This is a genomic window from Streptomyces cadmiisoli, assembly GCF_003261055.1.
Taxonomy (GTDB): Bacteria; Actinomycetota; Actinomycetes; order Streptomycetales; family Streptomycetaceae; genus Streptomyces; species Streptomyces cadmiisoli.
Genome location: NZ_CP030073.1, coordinates 6,205,106 through 6,221,953 on the forward strand (window position 1 = coordinate 6,205,106; position 16,848 = coordinate 6,221,953).

Below are 16,848 nucleotides of genomic sequence, written 5' to 3' on the forward strand. Positions count from 1 at the left end.
GGAAGGGGCCGCGCACACGGGGCGGGGGTGTCCCGCGCCGCCCCGCGTCCGGGCCCGCCCCGCGCGGGTGCGCGGGGCGGGCGGGGGTCACCGCGGCGCGGCGCCCCGCTGCTTCAGCAGGTCCGCCATCAGGCCGATCTCCGACTGCTGCGCGTCGACCATCCCCTGGGCCAGCCGCTTCTCCACATCGACCCTGCACTGCTGCACACAGCTCTGGGCCATGTGGATGCCGCCCTTGTGATGGTCCGTCATCAGCTGGAGGAAGAAGACCTCGGCCTCCTCGCCGTCCAGCTTCGCGAGCTTGTCCATCTCGGTGTCGGTGGCCATCCCCGGCATCAGCGCGCCGTCCTCGCCGGCCGCCATGCCGCCCATGCCCATCCAGGCCATCGGCTCCGACGACACCTTCGGCAGCGCCCACAGGTCCAGCCAGCCCAGCATCATGCCGCGCTGGTTGGCCTGGGTCTGCGCGATGTCGTAGGCGAGCCGCCGCACGTCCTCGTCGTCGGTGCGGTCGCGCACGATGTACGACATCTCCACGGCCTGCTGATGGTGCACCGCCATGTCACGGGCGAAGCCCGCGTCGGCGGAGTCGGCCGCGGGCACGGCGGCGTCCGAGCGGCCGTCCTCGGCGACGGCGTACGTGATCCCGCCGATCGTGAGGAACACCGCCGCGGCCGCTCCCGCGATCCAGCCGGCCTGCGAGCGCCTCACTTCGACAGCCCGCCCGTGCAGGCTGCGCCCGGCTCGGGGGTCTGCTCACCCTGGACGTACTTCTCGAAGAACTTGTCGATGTTCGGGTCGTCCGCGCCGGTCACCGCCCGCTGATGGCCCCACGCCGTCAGCATGATCGGATCCTTCTGCTTCTCGTCCGGGCTCATCAGCGTGTACGGCGTCTTCTTCACCTTCGCCGCCAGCGCGTCCACGTCGGCCTTCTGCGCCTTGCTCGTGTACGTCACCCAGACCGCGCCGTGCTCCAGGGAGTGGACGGCGTTCACATCGGGGATCTCGTCGGTGTAGACGTTTCCGTTGCAGTTCATCCACGCCTGGTGGTGGTCGCCGCCGACCGGGGGCTCCACGGGGTAGGCGACGTTCTCGGCGACGTGGTTGCGGGAGAGCTCGCCCTTCCAGGTGCTCACCCCGTCCGCGCCCGCGACCAGCTTCCCGGGGTTCTTGGAGTCGCTCGCCGCGGCGCCCGAGTCGGACTGTGTCCGGACCAGGACGACACCACCGACGACGAGGCCGGCGACGACCACCGCACTGGCCGTGATGGTGAGGATGCGGTTGCGGCGCTCGCGAGATCGCTCGGCGCGCCGCATCTCCTCTATGCGCGCCTTGCGCGCCGCACTGTTCTGCTTCTTGGCGGAACCCATGGGGCTGGCCCTTCTGGGGGAACGGAGGACGGTCGGGTTCGCTGATCGTAAGGGGGGAGGTTCACGATCTCGAAGAGAGGGCACAGGAATGGCCCGATCGACGCGGGCCGGCGGACCGCCCGCGACGGGCCCCCGGCGGGTGCCGGAGCCGTCCGCGCCCCGGCGTCGGCCGGGCATTACGGATGTCGGTGCGAGCAGGCAAGATGGGCGGCAGAGCCGTACACCCGCCGTACGCGAGGCGTTCGGGCCGGGGTCGGCCGGGCGATCAAGGTCCGCAACGCGCTCGAAACGCTGTTGTGGTGGGATGCTCAGGTGCCCGACCGCTTTCCGTGCGCCGGAGACAGGCGGCCTGACCAGCAAGGATGGGGAAGCTGAAGATGGACAAGCAGCAGGAGTTCGTGCTCCGCACATTGGAGGAGCGCGACATCCGGTTCGTACGCCTGTGGTTCACGGACGTGCTGGGCTTCCTGAAGTCCGTCGCCGTGGCCCCGGCCGAGCTCGAGCAGGCCTTCGACGAGGGCATCGGCTTCGACGGCTCGGCCATCGAGGGCTTCGCCCGCGTCTACGAGTCCGACATGATCGCCAAGCCCGACCCCTCGACCTTCCAGGTCCTTCCCTGGCGCGCGGAGACGCCCGGTACCGCCCGCATGTTCTGCGACATCCTCATGCCGGACGGCTCCCCCTCCTTCGCCGACCCGCGCTACGTCCTCAAGCGCGCCCTGGCCCGCGCCTCCGACCTGGGCTTCACCTTCTACACCCACCCGGAGATCGAGTTCTTCCTGCTGAAGCACAAGCCGGTCGACGGCTCGGTGCCGACCCCGGCGGACAACTCCGGCTACTTCGATCACACCCCGACCAACGTCGGCATGGACTTCCGCCGCCAGGCGATCACCATGCTGGAGTCGATGGGCATCTCGGTCGAGTTCTCCCACCACGAGGGCGCCCCCGGCCAGCAGGAGATCGACCTGCGGTACGCCGACGCGCTGTCCACCGCGGACAACGTGATGACCTTCCGCCTGGTCATGAAGCAGGTCGCGCTGGAGCAGAACCTCCAGGCCACCTTCATGCCGAAGCCGTTCTCCGAGCACCCCGGTTCCGGCATGCACACCCACCTGTCGCTGTTCGAGGGCGACCGGAACGCCTTCTACGAGTCCGGCGCCGAGTACCAGCTGTCGAAGGTCGGCCGCTCCTTCATCGCCGGCCTGCTCCGGCACGCGGCCGAGATCTCCGCGGTCACCAACCAGTGGGTGAACTCCTACAAGCGCATCTGGGGCGGCTCCGCGCGCACCGCCGGCGCGGGCGGCGAGGCGCCGTCGTACATCTGCTGGGGCCACAACAACCGCTCGGCCCTGGTCCGCGTCCCGATGTACAAGCCGGGCAAGACCGGCTCCGCGCGGGTCGAGGTGCGCTCCATCGACTCCGGCGCGAACCCCTACCTGGCCTACGCGGTCCTGCTCGCCGCCGGTCTGAAGGGCATCGAGGAGGGCTACGAGCTTCCGCCGGGCGCGGAGGACGACGTCTGGGCGCTCTCCGAGGCGGAGCGGCGCGCGATGGGCATCGAACCGCTCCCGCAGAACCTCGGCGAGGCCCTCGGGCTGATGGAGCGCAGCGACCTGGTCGCCGAGACCCTCGGCGAGCACGTCTTCGACTTCTTCCTGCGCAACAAGAAGCAGGAGTGGGAGGAGTACCGGAGCGAGGTCACGGCCTTCGAGCTGCGCAAGAACCTGCCGGTGCTGTAGGCGCGGGTCAGCGGCCGTAGCGCCGCCGAACGGAGCTCCGGGCCGGCGGCAGGTGACCGCCGGCCCGGAGGCGTCTCACGGACCTGTCACCGGCCCCGGGCCGCCCGCGTCGAGGCCGGGGCGGCTCGGAAGCGGCGGCCCGTGACGCTCAGCAAGCGCCGGACGGCTAGTCGTCCCCGCCGCTCCGCCGCGAGCCGGAGCTCCGGCTCGCGCTGCGGGCCAATTCGCTGCCGAGCAGCGTCACCTTGGCGACACCGCGTGCCCAGCGCGGGGCGTCGCCCCGGGCCGCCCAGAAGACGCAGACACAGCCGCCGATGAGGAGCAGGAGGACGACCGACAGTATGCCGAGCATGAGCATGCTGGACCCCGTTTCGTGTGAAGGTGCGCGTCATCCTCTCAGGCGGGCCGCACCTCCAGAGGGCCCTGGTCATGAGAACGGGGGACACCTCGTGGCCGCGGACTCCCTGCCCGCGCCTGCGTCCTACTGCCCGCCGCCCGTCTGGTTCCGCAGGACCTGGTGCAGGGGCTCCGTGGCGCGGCGGCGGTACTCCTGGATCGACCAGCCGTTGCCGTCGGGGTCCTTGAAGTACATGAACGTGGCGCCGTCGTCGGGCGTGTACTGGACCGGCTCGGAGACGTCCAGGCCGCGTTCGACCAGTTCCGCGCGGGCCGCCTTGATGTCGGCGACGCACAGTTGGAGGCCCTGGTAGGAGCCGGGCTCCGGCCGGGTCTCGCCCTTCGTCATGTCCCAGATGCTGTCGCCGAGGGCGATCGAGCAGCCGGACCCCGGGGGTGTCAGCTGCACGATGCGCATGCCCGGCATGACCTCCTGGTCGATGTCGACGTGGAAGCCCACCCGGTCCCGGTAGAAGTCGCGGGCGCGGTCGATGTCGCTCACCGGCAGCGGGATCACTTCGAGCGTGAAGTCCATCGCTAGTCCTCCAAGGGGAATCGCCAGCGGGTCTGGCTGAACGGCTCCCCTTACCGAAGCCGAAAACGGTACGCGGCGCCACCGATTACACATAACCGGCTACACGCGTGCGTGACCTGTGCCGTGCCGGAAGCGGCCGTCCGCCACCTCGAAGCGCGGGAATCGCCGTACTCGGCCTCCCGCGCGGCGGCCGCCGCCCGCAGCCGGGCGTCGTCGGTGACGCGTACCGCCCCGCCCTCCACGACGAGGTCGCGCCCCGCCGCGTCGAGCAGCGCCTCGGCCTCGTCCCACGGGGGTCGCGGTGGCCGATGCGCCGCTGTGGCGGGCGTCGAGCCGGGCCGGTGGCTGACGGGTGATCACGGACCGCCCGCCGATGGTCCTCGGCGGTGGGACTCCGCGGGCACGCCGAACTCATCGGAGCCTGCGCGGGGGAGTCCGGTTAGGCTCGGCTCGTACCACGTTGATCCTGACGGGAGGGCGAGGATGACGCCGGGGCGCAGAAGCAGTACCTTCACGCGGCTGCTGCGGCACGGCTTCACCGATCCGGCCGCCGCCGAGCGACTGCTGTCCGCGATGGACCTCGGCGCCGTCCGCGACGACCCCGTACTGCTGGACGCACTGGGTGCCACCGCTGACCCGGACCTCGCGCTGGACGGCCTGGTCCGGTTGCTGGAGGCCCAGCCGACCCCCACCGACCGCCGCGAACTGCTCGACACGCTGACCGCGTCGAAGCCGCTGCGCGACCGCCTCCTCGGGGTGCTCGGCGCCTCCGCCGCCCTCGCCGAGCACCTCGCCCGGCACGCCGGCGACTGGCAGGCGCTCGTCACCTACGAACCGCGGGACCTGCACCCTGGCGTACAGGAGTTCGAGCGCGGTCTGGCCGAGGCGACCGACCCGGTCGCGCTCCGCGTCGCCTACCGCCGCTGCCTGCTGTCCATCGCCGCGCGCGACGTGTGCGGCACGATCGACCTCGCCCAGACGGCCGCCGAACTCGCCGACCTGGCCACCGCGACGCTGCGCGCGGCCCTCGCCCTGGCCGGCGCCGCCGCGCCCGAGGACGTGGCGCTGTGCCGCCTCGCCGTCGTCGCGATGGGCAAGTGCGGCGGCCACGAGCTGAACTACGTCTCCGACGTCGACGTCATCTTCGTCGGCGAGGCCGCCGAGGGCGCCGACGAGGACAAGGCACTGCGTGCCGCCACCCGGCTCGCCTCGCACATGATGCGGATCTGCTCCGAGACGACCGTCGAGGGCTCCATCTGGCCCGTCGACGCCAACCTGCGCCCCGAGGGCCGCAACGGCCCGCTGGTGCGCACGCTCAGCAGCCATCTCGCCTACTACCAGCGCTGGGCGAAGACCTGGGAGTTCCAGGCGCTGCTCAAGGCCCGCCCGGTCGCCGGGGACGCCGCGCTCGGCGCCGAGTACGCCGCCGCGGTCGCGCCGCTGGTGTGGCAGGCCGCCGAGCGGGAGAACTTCGTCACCGACGTGCAGAAGATGCGCCGCCGGGTGGTGGAGAACATCCCGGTCTCCGAGGTCGACCGCGAGCTGAAGCTCGGCCCCGGCGGCCTGAGGGACGTCGAATTCGCCGTGCAGCTGCTCCAGTTGGTGCACGGGCGGACCGATCCCTCCCTGCGCAGCGCCACCACGCTGGACGCCCTCCAGGCACTGGCCGCGGGCGGCTACGTGGGGCGGGCGGACGCCGCGCAACTGGAGGAGGCGTACCGGTTCCTGCGCTCCATGGAGCACCGCATCCAGCTCTACCGGCTGCGCCGCACCCATCTGGTCCCCGAGGACGAGGCCGACCAGCGGCGCCTCGGGCGTTCCCTCGGTCTGCGCGCGGACCCGGTCGCCGAGCTGAACCGCGAGTGGCGGCGGCACGCAGGGGTCGTACGCCGGCAGCACGAGAAGATCTTCTACCGGCCGCTGCTCGACGCGGTCGCCCAGCTCGCCCCGGGCGAGGTGCGGCTGAGCCCCGAGGCGGCCCGCCAGCGGCTCGTCGCGCTGGGCTACGCCGACCCCGCCGCGGCCCTGCGCCATCTGGAGGCCCTGGCCTCCGGCGTCTCCCGCAAGGCCGCCATCCAGCGCACCCTGCTGCCGGTGCTGCTCGGCTGGTTCGCCGACTCCGCCGACCCGGACGCCGGTCTGCTCAACTTCCGCAACGTGTCGGACGCGCTGGGCAAGACGCCCTGGTACCTGCGGCTGCTGCGGGACGAGGGCGCGGCGGCGCAGAACCTCGCCCGGGTGCTGTCCGCCGGGCGGCTCGCCCCCGACCTGCTGATGCGGGCCCCGGAAGCGGTGGCGCTGCTCGGCGACGGCGAGGGCGGCGGGCTCCAGCCGCGGTCCCGCGCGCATCTGGAGCAGGAGGTCATCGCGGCGGTCGGCCGCGCCGACAACGGCGAGCAGGCGGTCACGGCGGCCCGCGGCGTCCGGCGCCGGGAGCTGTTCCGTACCGCCGCCGCCGACATCGTCGGCTCCTACGGCACCGAGGCGCGGCCGGTCGAGGCCGACCAGGGCGCGGTGGTGGACCGGGTCGGCGGCGCGGTGTCCGACCTGACGGCGGCGACGCTGGCCGGCACGCTGCGCGCGGTGGTCAGGGAGGGCTGGGGGGACACCCTGCCGACCCGGTTCGCGGTGATCGGCATGGGCCGCTTCGGCGGGCACGAGCTGGGCTACGGCTCCGACGCGGACGTGCTGTTCGTGCACGAGCCGCGGGACGGGGTCGAGGAACGGGAGGCCGCCGACGCCGCGGGCCGGGTCGTCGCCGAGATGCGGCGCCTGCTCCAGATCCCGAGCGCGGATCCGCCGCTGCTGATCGACGCCGATCTGCGGCCGGAGGGCAAGTCGGGCCCGCTGGTGCGGACCCTGAAGTCGTACGAGGCGTACTACCGCCGCTGGTCCCTGGTGTGGGAGTCGCAGGCGCTGCTGAGGGCCGAACCGGTGGCCGGCGACGAGGACCTGGGGCGCCGGTTCATCGAGCTGGTCGACCCGCTGCGGTACCCGCGGGGCGGGCTCGTGGAGGAGGCCGTGCGGGAGATCCGGCGGCTGAAGGCGCGGATGGAGTCGGAGCGGCTGCCGCGCGGCGCCGACCCCAAGCTGCACACCAAGCTCGGGCCGGGCGGACTGTCCGACGTGGAGTGGACCGTGCAGCTGCTCCAGATGCGCCACGGGTCGCGGGAGGCCGGGCTGCGCACCACCCGTACCCGCGAGGGACTGGCCGCGGCGCACGCGGCCGGGCTGGTGTCCGCCGAGGACGCGGCGATCCTCGACGAGGCGTGGGTGCTGGCCACCCGGGTGCGCAACGCCGTGATGCTGGTGCGCGGACGTGCCGGGGACACCTTCCCCTCGGACGCCCGCGAACTGGCCGCCGTGGGACGTTACCTCGGGTACGGGCCGGGCCACGTGGGCGACATGCTGGACGCCTACCGCCGTACGGCGCGCCGCGCCCGGACCGTGGTGGAAGCGCTGTTCTACGACACGTGAGCCCCGGTGCGGGGGCCGGGCACCTCGCCCGTGCGGGACTTCTCCGGGGGGCCGCCGACCCCGCGGGGCAGCGCGTACGGCATCGATCCGTACCAGACCCGCGCCAGCCCGTAGCCGAAGGCCAGGCACAGGACACCGCCGACCGCGTCCAGCCAGAAGTGGTTGGCGGTGGCGACGATCACCACCAGGGTGGCCGTCGGGTACAGCAGGCCCAGCACCCGCACCCAGGGAACGGACGCCAGGGCGAAGATCGTCAGTCCGCACCACACGGACCAGCCGATGTGCATGGACGGCATGGCGGCGTACTGGTTCGACATGTTCTTCAGGTCGCCGGAGGCCATCGAGCCCCACGTCTGGTGGATCATGACCGTGTCGATGAAGTCGGCGCCGTTCATCAGCCGCGGCGGCGCCAGCGGGTACAGGTAGTACCCCACCAGGGCCACGCCCGTCGTCGCGAAGAGGACCGTGCGGGTCGCCGCGTAGCGCCCCGGATGGCTGCGGTACAGCCACACCAGCACACCCAGCGTCACCACGAAGTGCAGCGTCGCGTAGTAGTAGTTCATGCCGACGATGAGCCAAGTCACCGAGTTCACGGCATGGTTGACCGACAGTTCGACGGCGATGCCGAGATGCTGCTCGGCCTGCCAGATCCAGTCCGCGTTGCGCAGCGCCTCGGTGCGCTGCTCCGGGACCGCGTTGCGGATCAGCGAGTACGTCCAGTAACTCACCGCGATCAGCAGGATCTCGAACCACAGTCGCGGCCGGCGCGGCGCGCGCAGTCGGCTGAGCACCCCCCGGCGCTTGTCGTCCGCGACGGGCGGGGGAACGGCCTCCTCTTGGCCTTCCAGTGTCGTCACGGTCGTCTCACCCATGGGCACAGAGTTTGCCAGAAAAGCGTTCCGGCTCCGATCATCCCCTGGTCGGGTTGGGCACGCACGTTCTACGCCCGGGGTGGACATACGTCTCGTACCCGGGCACTACGGTGTTCGGCGGTTCTCCGCCTCAGGGACGATTCCGCTCGCCGGGCGCGGAAGCGGTCGAACCGCGTACCACCAGCTCCGGCATGAACACGAACTCGCTGTGCGGCGCGGGCGTCCCGCCGATCTCCTCCAGCAGGGTGCGCACGGCGGCCTGGCCCATGGCCGGGACCGGCTTGCGGACGGTCGTCAGCGGCGGGTCGGTGAAGGCGATCAGCGGGGAGTCGTCGAAGCCGACCACGGAGATGTCCTTGGGGACCTCCAGCCCGCGCTGCCGGGCCGCCCTTATCGCGCCCAGCGCCATCATGTCGCTGGCGCAGACCACCGCCGTGCAGTTCCGGTCGATGAGGGCCGTGGTGGCCGCCTGGCCGCCCTCCAGGGTGTACAGCGAGTGCTGCACCAGGTCGGACTCGACGGTCTGCGCGCTCAGGCCCAGCTGGTCCTGCATCGCGCGGACGAAGCCCTCGATCTTGCGCTGCACCGGGACGAAGCGCTTCGGGCCGAGCGCCAGCCCGATCCGGGTGTGGCCCAGCGAGACCAGGTGCGTGACGGCCAGGGTCATGGCGGCCCGGTCGTCGGGGGAGATGAACGGCGCCTGCACCTTGGGCGAGAAGCCGTCGACCAGCACGAACGGCACGCCCTGTGCGCGCAACTGCTCGTAACGCTGCATGTCGGCGGTGGTGTCCGCGTGCAGACCGGAGACGTAGATGATGCCGGCGACACCGCGGTCGACCAGCATCTCGGTCAGCTCGTCCTCGGTCGAGCCGCCGGGGGTCTGGGTGGCGAGGACCGGTGTGTAGCCCTGCCGGGTCAGCGCTTGGCCGATGACCTGGGCCAGCGCCGGGAATATCGGGTTCTCCAGCTCCGGCGTGATCAGGCCGACCAGGCCGGCACTGCGCTGTCGGAGCCGTACCGGTCGTTCGTAGCCGAGGACGTCCAGTGCGGCCAGCACGGACTGGCGGGTGGTGGCGGCGACGCCGGGCTTCCCGTTGAGGACGCGGCTGACGGTCGCTTCGCTCACCCCCGCCTGAGCAGCGATGTCGGCAAGCCGTGTGGTCACAGGGTGGGACTGTACCGGCCGTATGTCGCCTTGCACACCAATCGGACGCCGGGCGCGGGCGGTTGGCCGGCCCGTTGCGGGTTGCTGCGTCATCGCGTCCCCTCGTGAAACGTCTGGCAAGAGCTTGCAGAGTCTTGCACAACTACGTCCGTCCCCGCTCAGTAGCGGTAGGTAGCGGTCTCAGGATGGCGCATGAGAGGTCACGCACGGATAACTTCGGTGATCTCTTGCACTTTTTTTCTGCAAGGTCTTTCGCAACGCTTACAGCGCTGTTACGTTCACGTCGCCCGGCGGCCGCAACGGCGCAGTCGGCAAGTCACAGGGGCGGCGGACGGGACCGCCACCTGTAGCACACGGGCTTTCACCCTCAAGGAGAACTCATGCGGCGTGGCATAGCGGCCACCGCGCTGGTGGCGTCCCTCGCCCTCGCGGCGACGGCCTGCGGCGGAGACGGCGACAGCGGCGACAAGGCCGACGGTCCGGTCACCCTCACCTGGTGGGACACCTCCAACGCCACCAATGAGGCACCGACGTACCAGGCCTTGGTCAAGGAGTTCGAGGCCGCCAACAAGGACATCAAGGTCAAGTACGTCAACGTGCCCTTCGACCAGGCGCAGAACAAGTTCGACACGGCCGCCGGCTCCAAGGGCGCCCCGGACGTGCTGCGCTCCGAGGTCGGCTGGACCCCGGCGTTCGCGAAGAAGGGCTTCTTCCTGCCGCTGGACGGCACGGAGGCCCTGGCCGAGCAGGACAAGTTCCAGCCCAGCCTGATCGAGCAGGCCAAGTTCGAGGGCAAGACGTACGGCGTCCCGTTCACCACGGACACCCTCGCGCTGGTCTACAACAAGAACCTCTTCGAGAAGGCCGGCGTCGAGGCCCCGAAGACGTGGGACGACCTGAGGAAGGCCGCCGCCACCATCAAGGAGAAGACCGGCGTCGACGGGTACTGGGGCTCCACCCAGGCCTACTACGCCCAGTCGTTCCTCCACGGCGAGGGCACCGACACCGTCGACGCCGAGGCCAAGAAGCTCACCGTGACCTCGGCCGAGGCCAAGAAGGGCTACGAGACCTGGCTGAGCCTGTTCGAGGGCAAGGGCCTGCACAAGGCCGACACCACCGCCGACGCCTACGCCCACATCCAGGACGCGTTCGTCAACGGCGAGGTCGCCTCGATCATCCAGGGCCCCTGGGAGATCACCAACTTCTACAAGGGCTCCGCGTTCAAGGAGAAGGAGAACCTCGGGATCGCCACCGTCCCGGCCGGCTCCAGCGGCCAGGCGGGCGCCCCGACGGGCGGTCACAACCTCGCCGTCTACGCCGGTTCCGACGAGGCGCACCAGAAGGCCGCGCTGAAGTTCGTGAACTTCATGACCTCGGCGAAGGCCCAGGAGACCATCGCGCTGAAGAACTCCACGCTGCCGACCCGCGACGACGCCTACACCGCGCAGGTCAAGGCCGACCCGGGCATCGCCGGCTACCAGGGTGTGCTGCCCGCCGCCCAGCCGCGTCCCGCGCTGCCGGAGTACAGCTCGCTGTGGGGTCCGCTCGACGAGGAACTGCCCAAGATCGCCGGTGGCAAGGAGTCCCTGGACGAGGGGCTGAAGAGCGCCGAGACCGCGATGGCCAAGCTGGTGCCGGACTTCGGCAAGTGACCCCGACCGGCCGTCGGATCCTCCTGACCCGCGGGGGGGGGAAGGATCCGGCGGCCGTCGGCCTGTGCGTCGTAGGACAGGCCCCGCGGCGGGCCGTACCCCTTGAACCCCCAGAAGGTGTCGAACCATGACAGTCGCCATCGACCGCGCGACCGGCAAACGCCGCGGTGACCACGGGCCCCGGCCCGGACTGGGCCAGCGCCTGAAGCGCAGTTACCAGAAGTACTGGTACGCCTACGCGATGATCGCGCCCGTGGTCCTCGTGCTCGGTGTCCTCGTGCTGTACCCGCTCGCGTACGGCTTCTACCTGACCCTCACCGACGCCAACAGCCTCAACACGGCCCGCACCATCGGCGTCAACGAGATCGAGGCCACCTACAAGTTCATCGGCCTCGACAACTACGCCGACATCCTGTGGGGCGAGACCGCCTACGACCGGTTCTGGTCCCACTTCATCTGGACGATCGTGTGGACGGGCGCCTGTGTCGCCCTGCACTACACCATCGGCCTCGGCCTCGCCCTGCTGCTCAACCAGCAGCTGCGCGGCCGCACGGTGTACCGGCTGATCATGGTGCTGCCCTGGGCGGTGCCCACCTTCGTCACCGTCTTCGGCTGGCGCTTCATGCTCGCCGACGGCGGTGTCATCAACGCCGCCCTGGAGACGCTGCACCTGCCGACGCCGCTGTGGCTGGAGGACACCTTCTGGCAGCGGTTCGCCGCGATCATGGTCAACACCTGGTGCGGTGTGCCGTTCATGATGGTCTCGCTGCTCGGCGGCCTGCAGTCGATCGACACCACGCTGTACGAGGCGGCCGAGATGGACGGCGCGAACGCCTGGCAGCGGTTCCGCTACGTCACCCTGCCCGGCCTGCGCTCGGTCAGCTCCACCGTCGTCCTGCTCGGCGTGATCTGGACCTTCAACCAGTTCGCCGTGATCTTCCTGTTGTTCGGCAGCACTGCCCCGGATGCCCAGATTCTTGTCACCTGGGCGTATTACCTGGGCTTCGGACAGCAGCCGCGTGACTTCGCTCAGTCCGCCGCCTACGGCATCCTGCTGCTGGCCATCCTGATCGTCTTCACCTCCTTCTACCGCCGCTGGCTGAACCGCAATGACCAGCAGCTCGCGATCTGAGGCGGGAGCCCTCATGAGTACCCTCGACCTGGACACGTCGACCGCAGTCAGGGGTTCGTCGGGCCGTGCGGCGAAGACCCCGCCGCCCGCGGCGCGGGCGCGCGGCAAGCGCGGCCTCCTCGGAACGCTGGCCGCGCACGGCACCCTGACGGTCGCGAGCCTGATCGCGCTGTTCCCGATCGCCTGGCTGGTCTTCCTGTCCCTCGGGCCGGACAAGGACGACTATCTGCACCCCGAGCGCATCTGGTCGAAGATGACCTTCGACAACTACACGTTCGTGCTCCAGGAGACCAACTTCTTCGACTGGCTCCAGAGCTCGCTGATCGTCTCCCTGGGCACCACGGTCATCGGCGTGCTCATCGCCGCGACCACCGGCTACGCGGTCTCCCGCATGCGCTTCCCCGGCTACAAGAAGTTCATGTGGGTGCTGCTGGTCACCCAGATGTTCCCGGTGGCGGTCCTGATGGTGCCGATGTACCAGATCCTGTCGGAGCTCCAGCTCATCGACACCTACTTCGGCCTGATCCTGGTCTACTGCTCCACCGCCGTGCCGTACTGCGCCTGGCTGATGAAGGGCTACTTCGACACCATCCCGTTCGAGATCGACGAGGCCGGCCGGGTCGACGGACTGTCCCCCTTCGGCACCTTCGTGCGCCTGATCCTGCCGCTCGCCCGGCCGGGTCTCGCGGTGGCCGCGTTCTACAGCTTCATCACGGCCTTCGGCGAGGTCGCCTTCGCCACCACGTTCCTGCTGGACGACGAGAAGTACACCTTCGCCGTCGGTCTGCAGAGCTTCATCAGCGAGCACGACGCCCAGCGCAATCTGATGGCCGCGACCGCGGTGCTGATCGCGATACCCGTCTCCGCCTTCTTCTACCTCGTGCAGAAGAACCTCGTCACCGGCCTGACCTCAGGCGGCACGAAGGGCTGAGCCCACCCGACTCCCGCGCCCCGCCGCGCGGGTGGCGGCCGCGGTGTCCTCCCCCGAAGGGGAGACCCAAGACCCCGCCGGCACCGCGGCCGCCTCGTCACCCGCCACCCGTACCCCCCACGACACAGACTCCTCCCTCGCCGCCGGCACCGTTCGCGCGAGGGACCGCCTCGCCTCAAGGACGCCATGAGCCAGCACTCCACCGACCCGGCCGTAACCTCCGCCGTGGCCACCGTCGCCAAGCGCCGCGACTGGTGGCGCGACGCGGTCATCTACCAGGTCTATCCGCGCAGCTTCGCCGACGGCAACGGCGACGGCATGGGCGACCTGGCCGGCGTACGCTCCAGACTCCCCTACCTGCGCGACCTCGGCGTGGACGCCGTGTGGCTCAGCCCCTTCTACGCCTCGCCGCAGGCCGACGCCGGCTACGACGTCGCCGACTACCGCGCCGTCGACCCGATGTTCGGCAACCTGCTCGACGCCGACGCGCTGATCCGCGAGGCGCACGAGCTCGGCCTGCGCATCATCGTCGACCTCGTCCCGAACCACTCCTCCGACCAGCACGAGTGGTTCAAGCGGGCCCTGCGGGAGGGTCCCGGCTCCCCGCTGCGCGAGCGGTACCACTTCCGCCCCGGCAAGGGGGAGAACGGCGAACTGCCGCCAAACGACTGGGAGTCCATCTTCGGCGGCCCCGCCTGGACCCGCGTCGAGGACGGCGAGTGGTACCTGCACCTCTTCGCGCCCGAGCAGCCCGACTTCAACTGGGACCACCCGGCCGTGGGGGACGAGTTCCGCTCCATCCTGCGCTTCTGGCTCGACATCGGCGTGGACGGCTTCCGTATCGACGTCGCCCACGGTCTGGTCAAGGCCGAGGGCCTGCCGGACCTCGGCTCCCACGACCAGCTGAAGCTGCTGGGCAACGATGTCATGCCGTTCTTCGACCAGGACGGCGTGCACGCCATCTACCGCCAGTGGCGCACCGTCCTCGACGAGTACGCGGGCGAGCGCATCTTCGTGGCCGAGGCCTGGACCCCGACCGTCGAGCGCACCGCCAACTACGTCCGCCCGGACGAGCTGCACCAGGCGTTCAACTTCCAGTACCTGAGCACCGAGTGGGACGCCGAGGAACTGCGCGCCGTCATCGACCGCACGCTGTCGGCGATGGGTCCGGTCGGCGCCCCCGCCACCTGGGTGCTGTCGAACCACGACGTCACCCGGCACGCCACCCGCTTCGCCAACCCGCCGGGCCTCGGTACCCAGATCCGCACCGCGGGCGACCGGCAGCTCGGTCTGCGGCGGGCGCGGGCCGCGAGCCTGCTGATGCTGGCGCTGCCCGGCTCGGCGTACGTCTACCAGGGCGAGGAACTCGGCCTGCCGGACGTCGTCGACCTGCCGGACGACGTGCGCCAGGACCCCGCGTACTTCCGCGGCGAGGGCCAGGACGGCTTCCGAGACGGCTGCCGGGTGCCGATCCCCTGGACCCGCACGGGACCGTCGTACGGCTTCGGCGACGGCGGCAGCTGGCTGCCCCAGCCGTCCGGCTGGGCGGAGCTGAGCGTCGAGGCCCAGCAGGGCGAGCCGGATTCGACGCTGGAGCTGTACCGCGGCGCGCTCGCGGTGCGGCGCGCCCAGCCCGACCTCGGCGCGGGCGACTCGGTGGAGTGGCTGAAGGCGCCCGAGGGCGTCCTCGCCTTCCGGCGCGGGGAGTTCGTCTGCGTCACGAACACCACGGGCGAGTCGACGACGGCGCCGGCGTACGGCCGGATGCTGCTGGCCAGCGGTGAGGTGACCGAGGCGGACGGCGAGGTGAAGGTGCCCGCCGACACGACCGTGTGGTGGACGACCGCCTGAGGGCCGGCCGACGGCCGCCCGCGCACGGCGGCCTGACGGTCCCTCGCAAGTTTTTTCATTGAAGTTCGCACGGCCCGCTGCCCTTTCGGGTGGCGGGCCTTTAACATCTGCGTCACCGCAAGATGGCTGAAAGATTTCAGCAAGAGCCTTCAACGGAGAAGGAACCCCACATGGCACGCAGAACCCTCTCCGCGGCCGCCGCCCTCGCGACCGCCGCTCTTGTCATGAACCCAACCGCAGCCGAGGCCTCCCCGCCCGGCACCAAGGACGTCACGGCCGTCCTCTTCGAATGGAACTTCGCCTCGGTCGCCCGTGAGTGCACCAACAGCCTCGGCCCCGCCGGTTACGGATATGTGCAGGTCTCCCCGCCGGCCGAGCACATACAGGGCGGCCAGTGGTGGACGTCGTACCAGCCCGTGAGCTACCGGATCGCGGGCCGGCTGGGCGACCGCACGGCCTTCCGGAACATGGTGAACACCTGTCACGCGGCCGGTGTGAAGGTCGTCGTCGACACCGTCATCAACCACATGTCCGCGGGCAACGGCACCGGCACCGGCGGCTCGTCGTACACGAAGTACAACTACCCGGGCCTGTACTCGTCCTTCGACTTCGACGACTGCACCGCCCAGATCTCCAACTACCAGGACCGCTGGAACGTCCAGCACTGCGAACTCGTCGGCCTCGCCGACCTGGACACCGGCGAGGACTACGTCCGCGGCGCCATCGCCGGCTACATGAACGACCTGCTCTCGCTGGGCGTCGACGGCTTCCGGATCGACGCGGCCAAGCACATGCCGTCCGCCGACCTCGCCAACATCAAGTCCCGGCTGAGCAACCCGTCGGCCTACTGGAAGCAGGAGGTCATCCACGGCGCCGGCGAGGCCGTCCAGCCGACGGAGTACACCGGAAACGGCGACGTCCAGGAGTTCCGCTACGCCTACGACCTCAAGCGGGTCTTCAACAACGAGAACCTGGCCTACCTCAGAAACTACGGCGAGGGCTGGGGCTACATGAGCGGCGGGGTCGCGGGCGTCTTCGTCGACAACCACGACACCGAACGCAACGGCTCCACGCTCAGCTACAAGGACAACGCCAACTACACCCTCGCCAACGTCTTCATGCTGGCCTGGCCCTACGGCGCCCCGGACATCAACTCCGGCTACGAGTTCTCCGACCACGACGCCGGCCCGCCGAACGGCGGCCGGGTCGACGCCTGCTGGCAGAACGGCTGGAAGTGCCAGCACGCCTGGCCGGAGATCCAGCGCATGGTCGCCTTCCGCAACGCCACCCGGGGCGCGGCGGTCACCAACTGGTGGGACAACGGCGGCGACGCCATCGCCTTCGGCCGCGGCAACAAGGGCTTCGTGGCCATCAACCACGAGTCCGGCTCGCTGACCCGCACCTATCAGACCTCGCTGCCCGCGGGGACGTACTGCAACGTGCAGAACAACAGCACGGTCACCGTGAACGGCTCCGGCCAGCTCACGGCCACCCTCGGCGCCAACACCGCGCTCGCGGTGTACGCCGGCAAGTCCGGCTGCTGAACCGGCGCGGGGGAGGGGCCGGCCGGGGCAGGCCGGCCCCTCCCCCCGCCCGACGGGCGACGCCGGAGGGTTCATGAGGGGCCGTCATGCGGCCGCCGATGAAAGTACTTTCCGACAGTTGCAGAAGTCTTGCTGTAAGCCTTTCCCCGGCGATACCGTCACGCGGACGCCCGGCGGAGAGCCG

13 protein-coding genes are annotated in these 16,848 nt (G+C 70.5%); 7 read left to right on the plus strand and 6 right to left on the minus strand.

Annotation, left to right across the window (positions count from 1 at the left end; translation table 11 throughout):
* Positions 1-87 precede the first annotated feature (87 nt).
* Positions 88-711: a DUF305 domain-containing protein gene (locus DN051_RS27145; protein ID WP_053763905.1), complete on the minus strand. Its 624-nt coding sequence runs from the start codon at positions 709-711 to the stop codon at positions 88-90.
* Entirely contained in the window at positions 708-1,370 is a 663-nt protein-coding gene (locus DN051_RS27150) for a thioredoxin-like domain-containing protein (protein ID WP_112439672.1), read from the minus strand. Before DN051_RS27150 ends, DN051_RS27145 begins: the two co-directional genes overlap by 4 nt.
* Positions 1,371-1,747: 377 nt before the next feature.
* Between DN051_RS27150 and DN051_RS27155 the strand changes: the two genes are divergently transcribed.
* Complete coding sequence (locus tag DN051_RS27155) at positions 1,748-3,109, plus strand: glutamine synthetase family protein (RefSeq protein ID WP_053764000.1); 1,362 nt, start codon at positions 1,748-1,750, stop codon at positions 3,107-3,109.
* Between the two features lie 166 nt (positions 3,110-3,275).
* Here DN051_RS27155 and DN051_RS27160 read toward each other — a convergent pair whose 3' ends face one another.
* Together DN051_RS27160 and DN051_RS27165 are read right to left on the minus strand one after the other, a co-directional pair.
* Entirely contained in the window at positions 3,276-3,461 is a 186-nt protein-coding gene (locus tag DN051_RS27160; RefSeq protein ID WP_053764001.1) for a hypothetical protein, read from the minus strand.
* 129 nt (positions 3,462-3,590) lie between these two features.
* Entirely contained in the window at positions 3,591-4,040 is a 450-nt protein-coding gene (locus DN051_RS27165) for a VOC family protein (protein WP_053763907.1), read from the minus strand.
* Between the two features lie 483 nt (positions 4,041-4,523).
* On the opposite strand from DN051_RS27165, the gene DN051_RS27175 reads away from it, so the two are divergent.
* Positions 4,524-7,517, plus strand: coding sequence for a bifunctional [glutamine synthetase] adenylyltransferase/[glutamine synthetase]-adenylyl-L-tyrosine phosphorylase (locus DN051_RS27175; RefSeq protein ID WP_053763908.1), 2,994 nt, complete (start codon positions 4,524-4,526; stop codon positions 7,515-7,517).
* Here the strand turns inward: DN051_RS27175 and DN051_RS27180 are convergent.
* Both DN051_RS27180 and DN051_RS27185 read right to left on the minus strand, forming a co-directional pair.
* On the minus strand, positions 7,505-8,389 hold the full coding sequence (locus DN051_RS27180) for a phosphatase PAP2 family protein (protein WP_112439673.1): 885 nt from the start codon (positions 8,387-8,389) through the stop codon (positions 7,505-7,507). The two genes, DN051_RS27175 and DN051_RS27180, sit on opposite strands and share 13 nt — an antisense overlap.
* 130 nt (positions 8,390-8,519) lie before the next feature.
* Positions 8,520-9,554: a LacI family DNA-binding transcriptional regulator gene (locus tag DN051_RS27185; protein WP_053763910.1), complete on the minus strand. Its 1,035-nt coding sequence runs from the start codon at positions 9,552-9,554 to the stop codon at positions 8,520-8,522.
* Between the two features lie 380 nt (positions 9,555-9,934).
* On the opposite strand from DN051_RS27185, the gene DN051_RS27190 reads away from it, so the two are divergent.
* The 5 genes from DN051_RS27190 to DN051_RS27210 all read left to right on the plus strand — a co-directional run bounded on the left by DN051_RS27190 (position 9,935) and on the right by DN051_RS27210 (position 16,664).
* Positions 9,935-11,206: an extracellular solute-binding protein gene (locus tag DN051_RS27190; RefSeq protein ID WP_053763911.1), complete on the plus strand. Its 1,272-nt coding sequence runs from the start codon at positions 9,935-9,937 to the stop codon at positions 11,204-11,206.
* A gap of 127 nt (positions 11,207-11,333) precedes the next feature.
* Entirely contained in the window at positions 11,334-12,338 is a 1,005-nt protein-coding gene (locus DN051_RS27195) for a carbohydrate ABC transporter permease (RefSeq protein WP_053763912.1), read from the plus strand.
* A gap of 13 nt (positions 12,339-12,351) precedes the next feature.
* Positions 12,352-13,269, plus strand: coding sequence for a sugar ABC transporter permease (locus tag DN051_RS27200; RefSeq protein WP_112439674.1), 918 nt, complete (start codon positions 12,352-12,354; stop codon positions 13,267-13,269).
* 186 nt (positions 13,270-13,455) lie between these two features.
* A complete protein-coding gene (locus tag DN051_RS27205) occupies positions 13,456-15,120 on the plus strand; it encodes a glycoside hydrolase family 13 protein (protein WP_053763914.1) in 1,665 nt (554 codons plus the stop codon).
* Between the two features lie 170 nt (positions 15,121-15,290).
* A complete protein-coding gene (locus DN051_RS27210) occupies positions 15,291-16,664 on the plus strand; it encodes an alpha-amylase (RefSeq protein ID WP_112439675.1) in 1,374 nt (457 codons plus the stop codon).
* Positions 16,665-16,848: the final 184 nt, after the last annotated feature.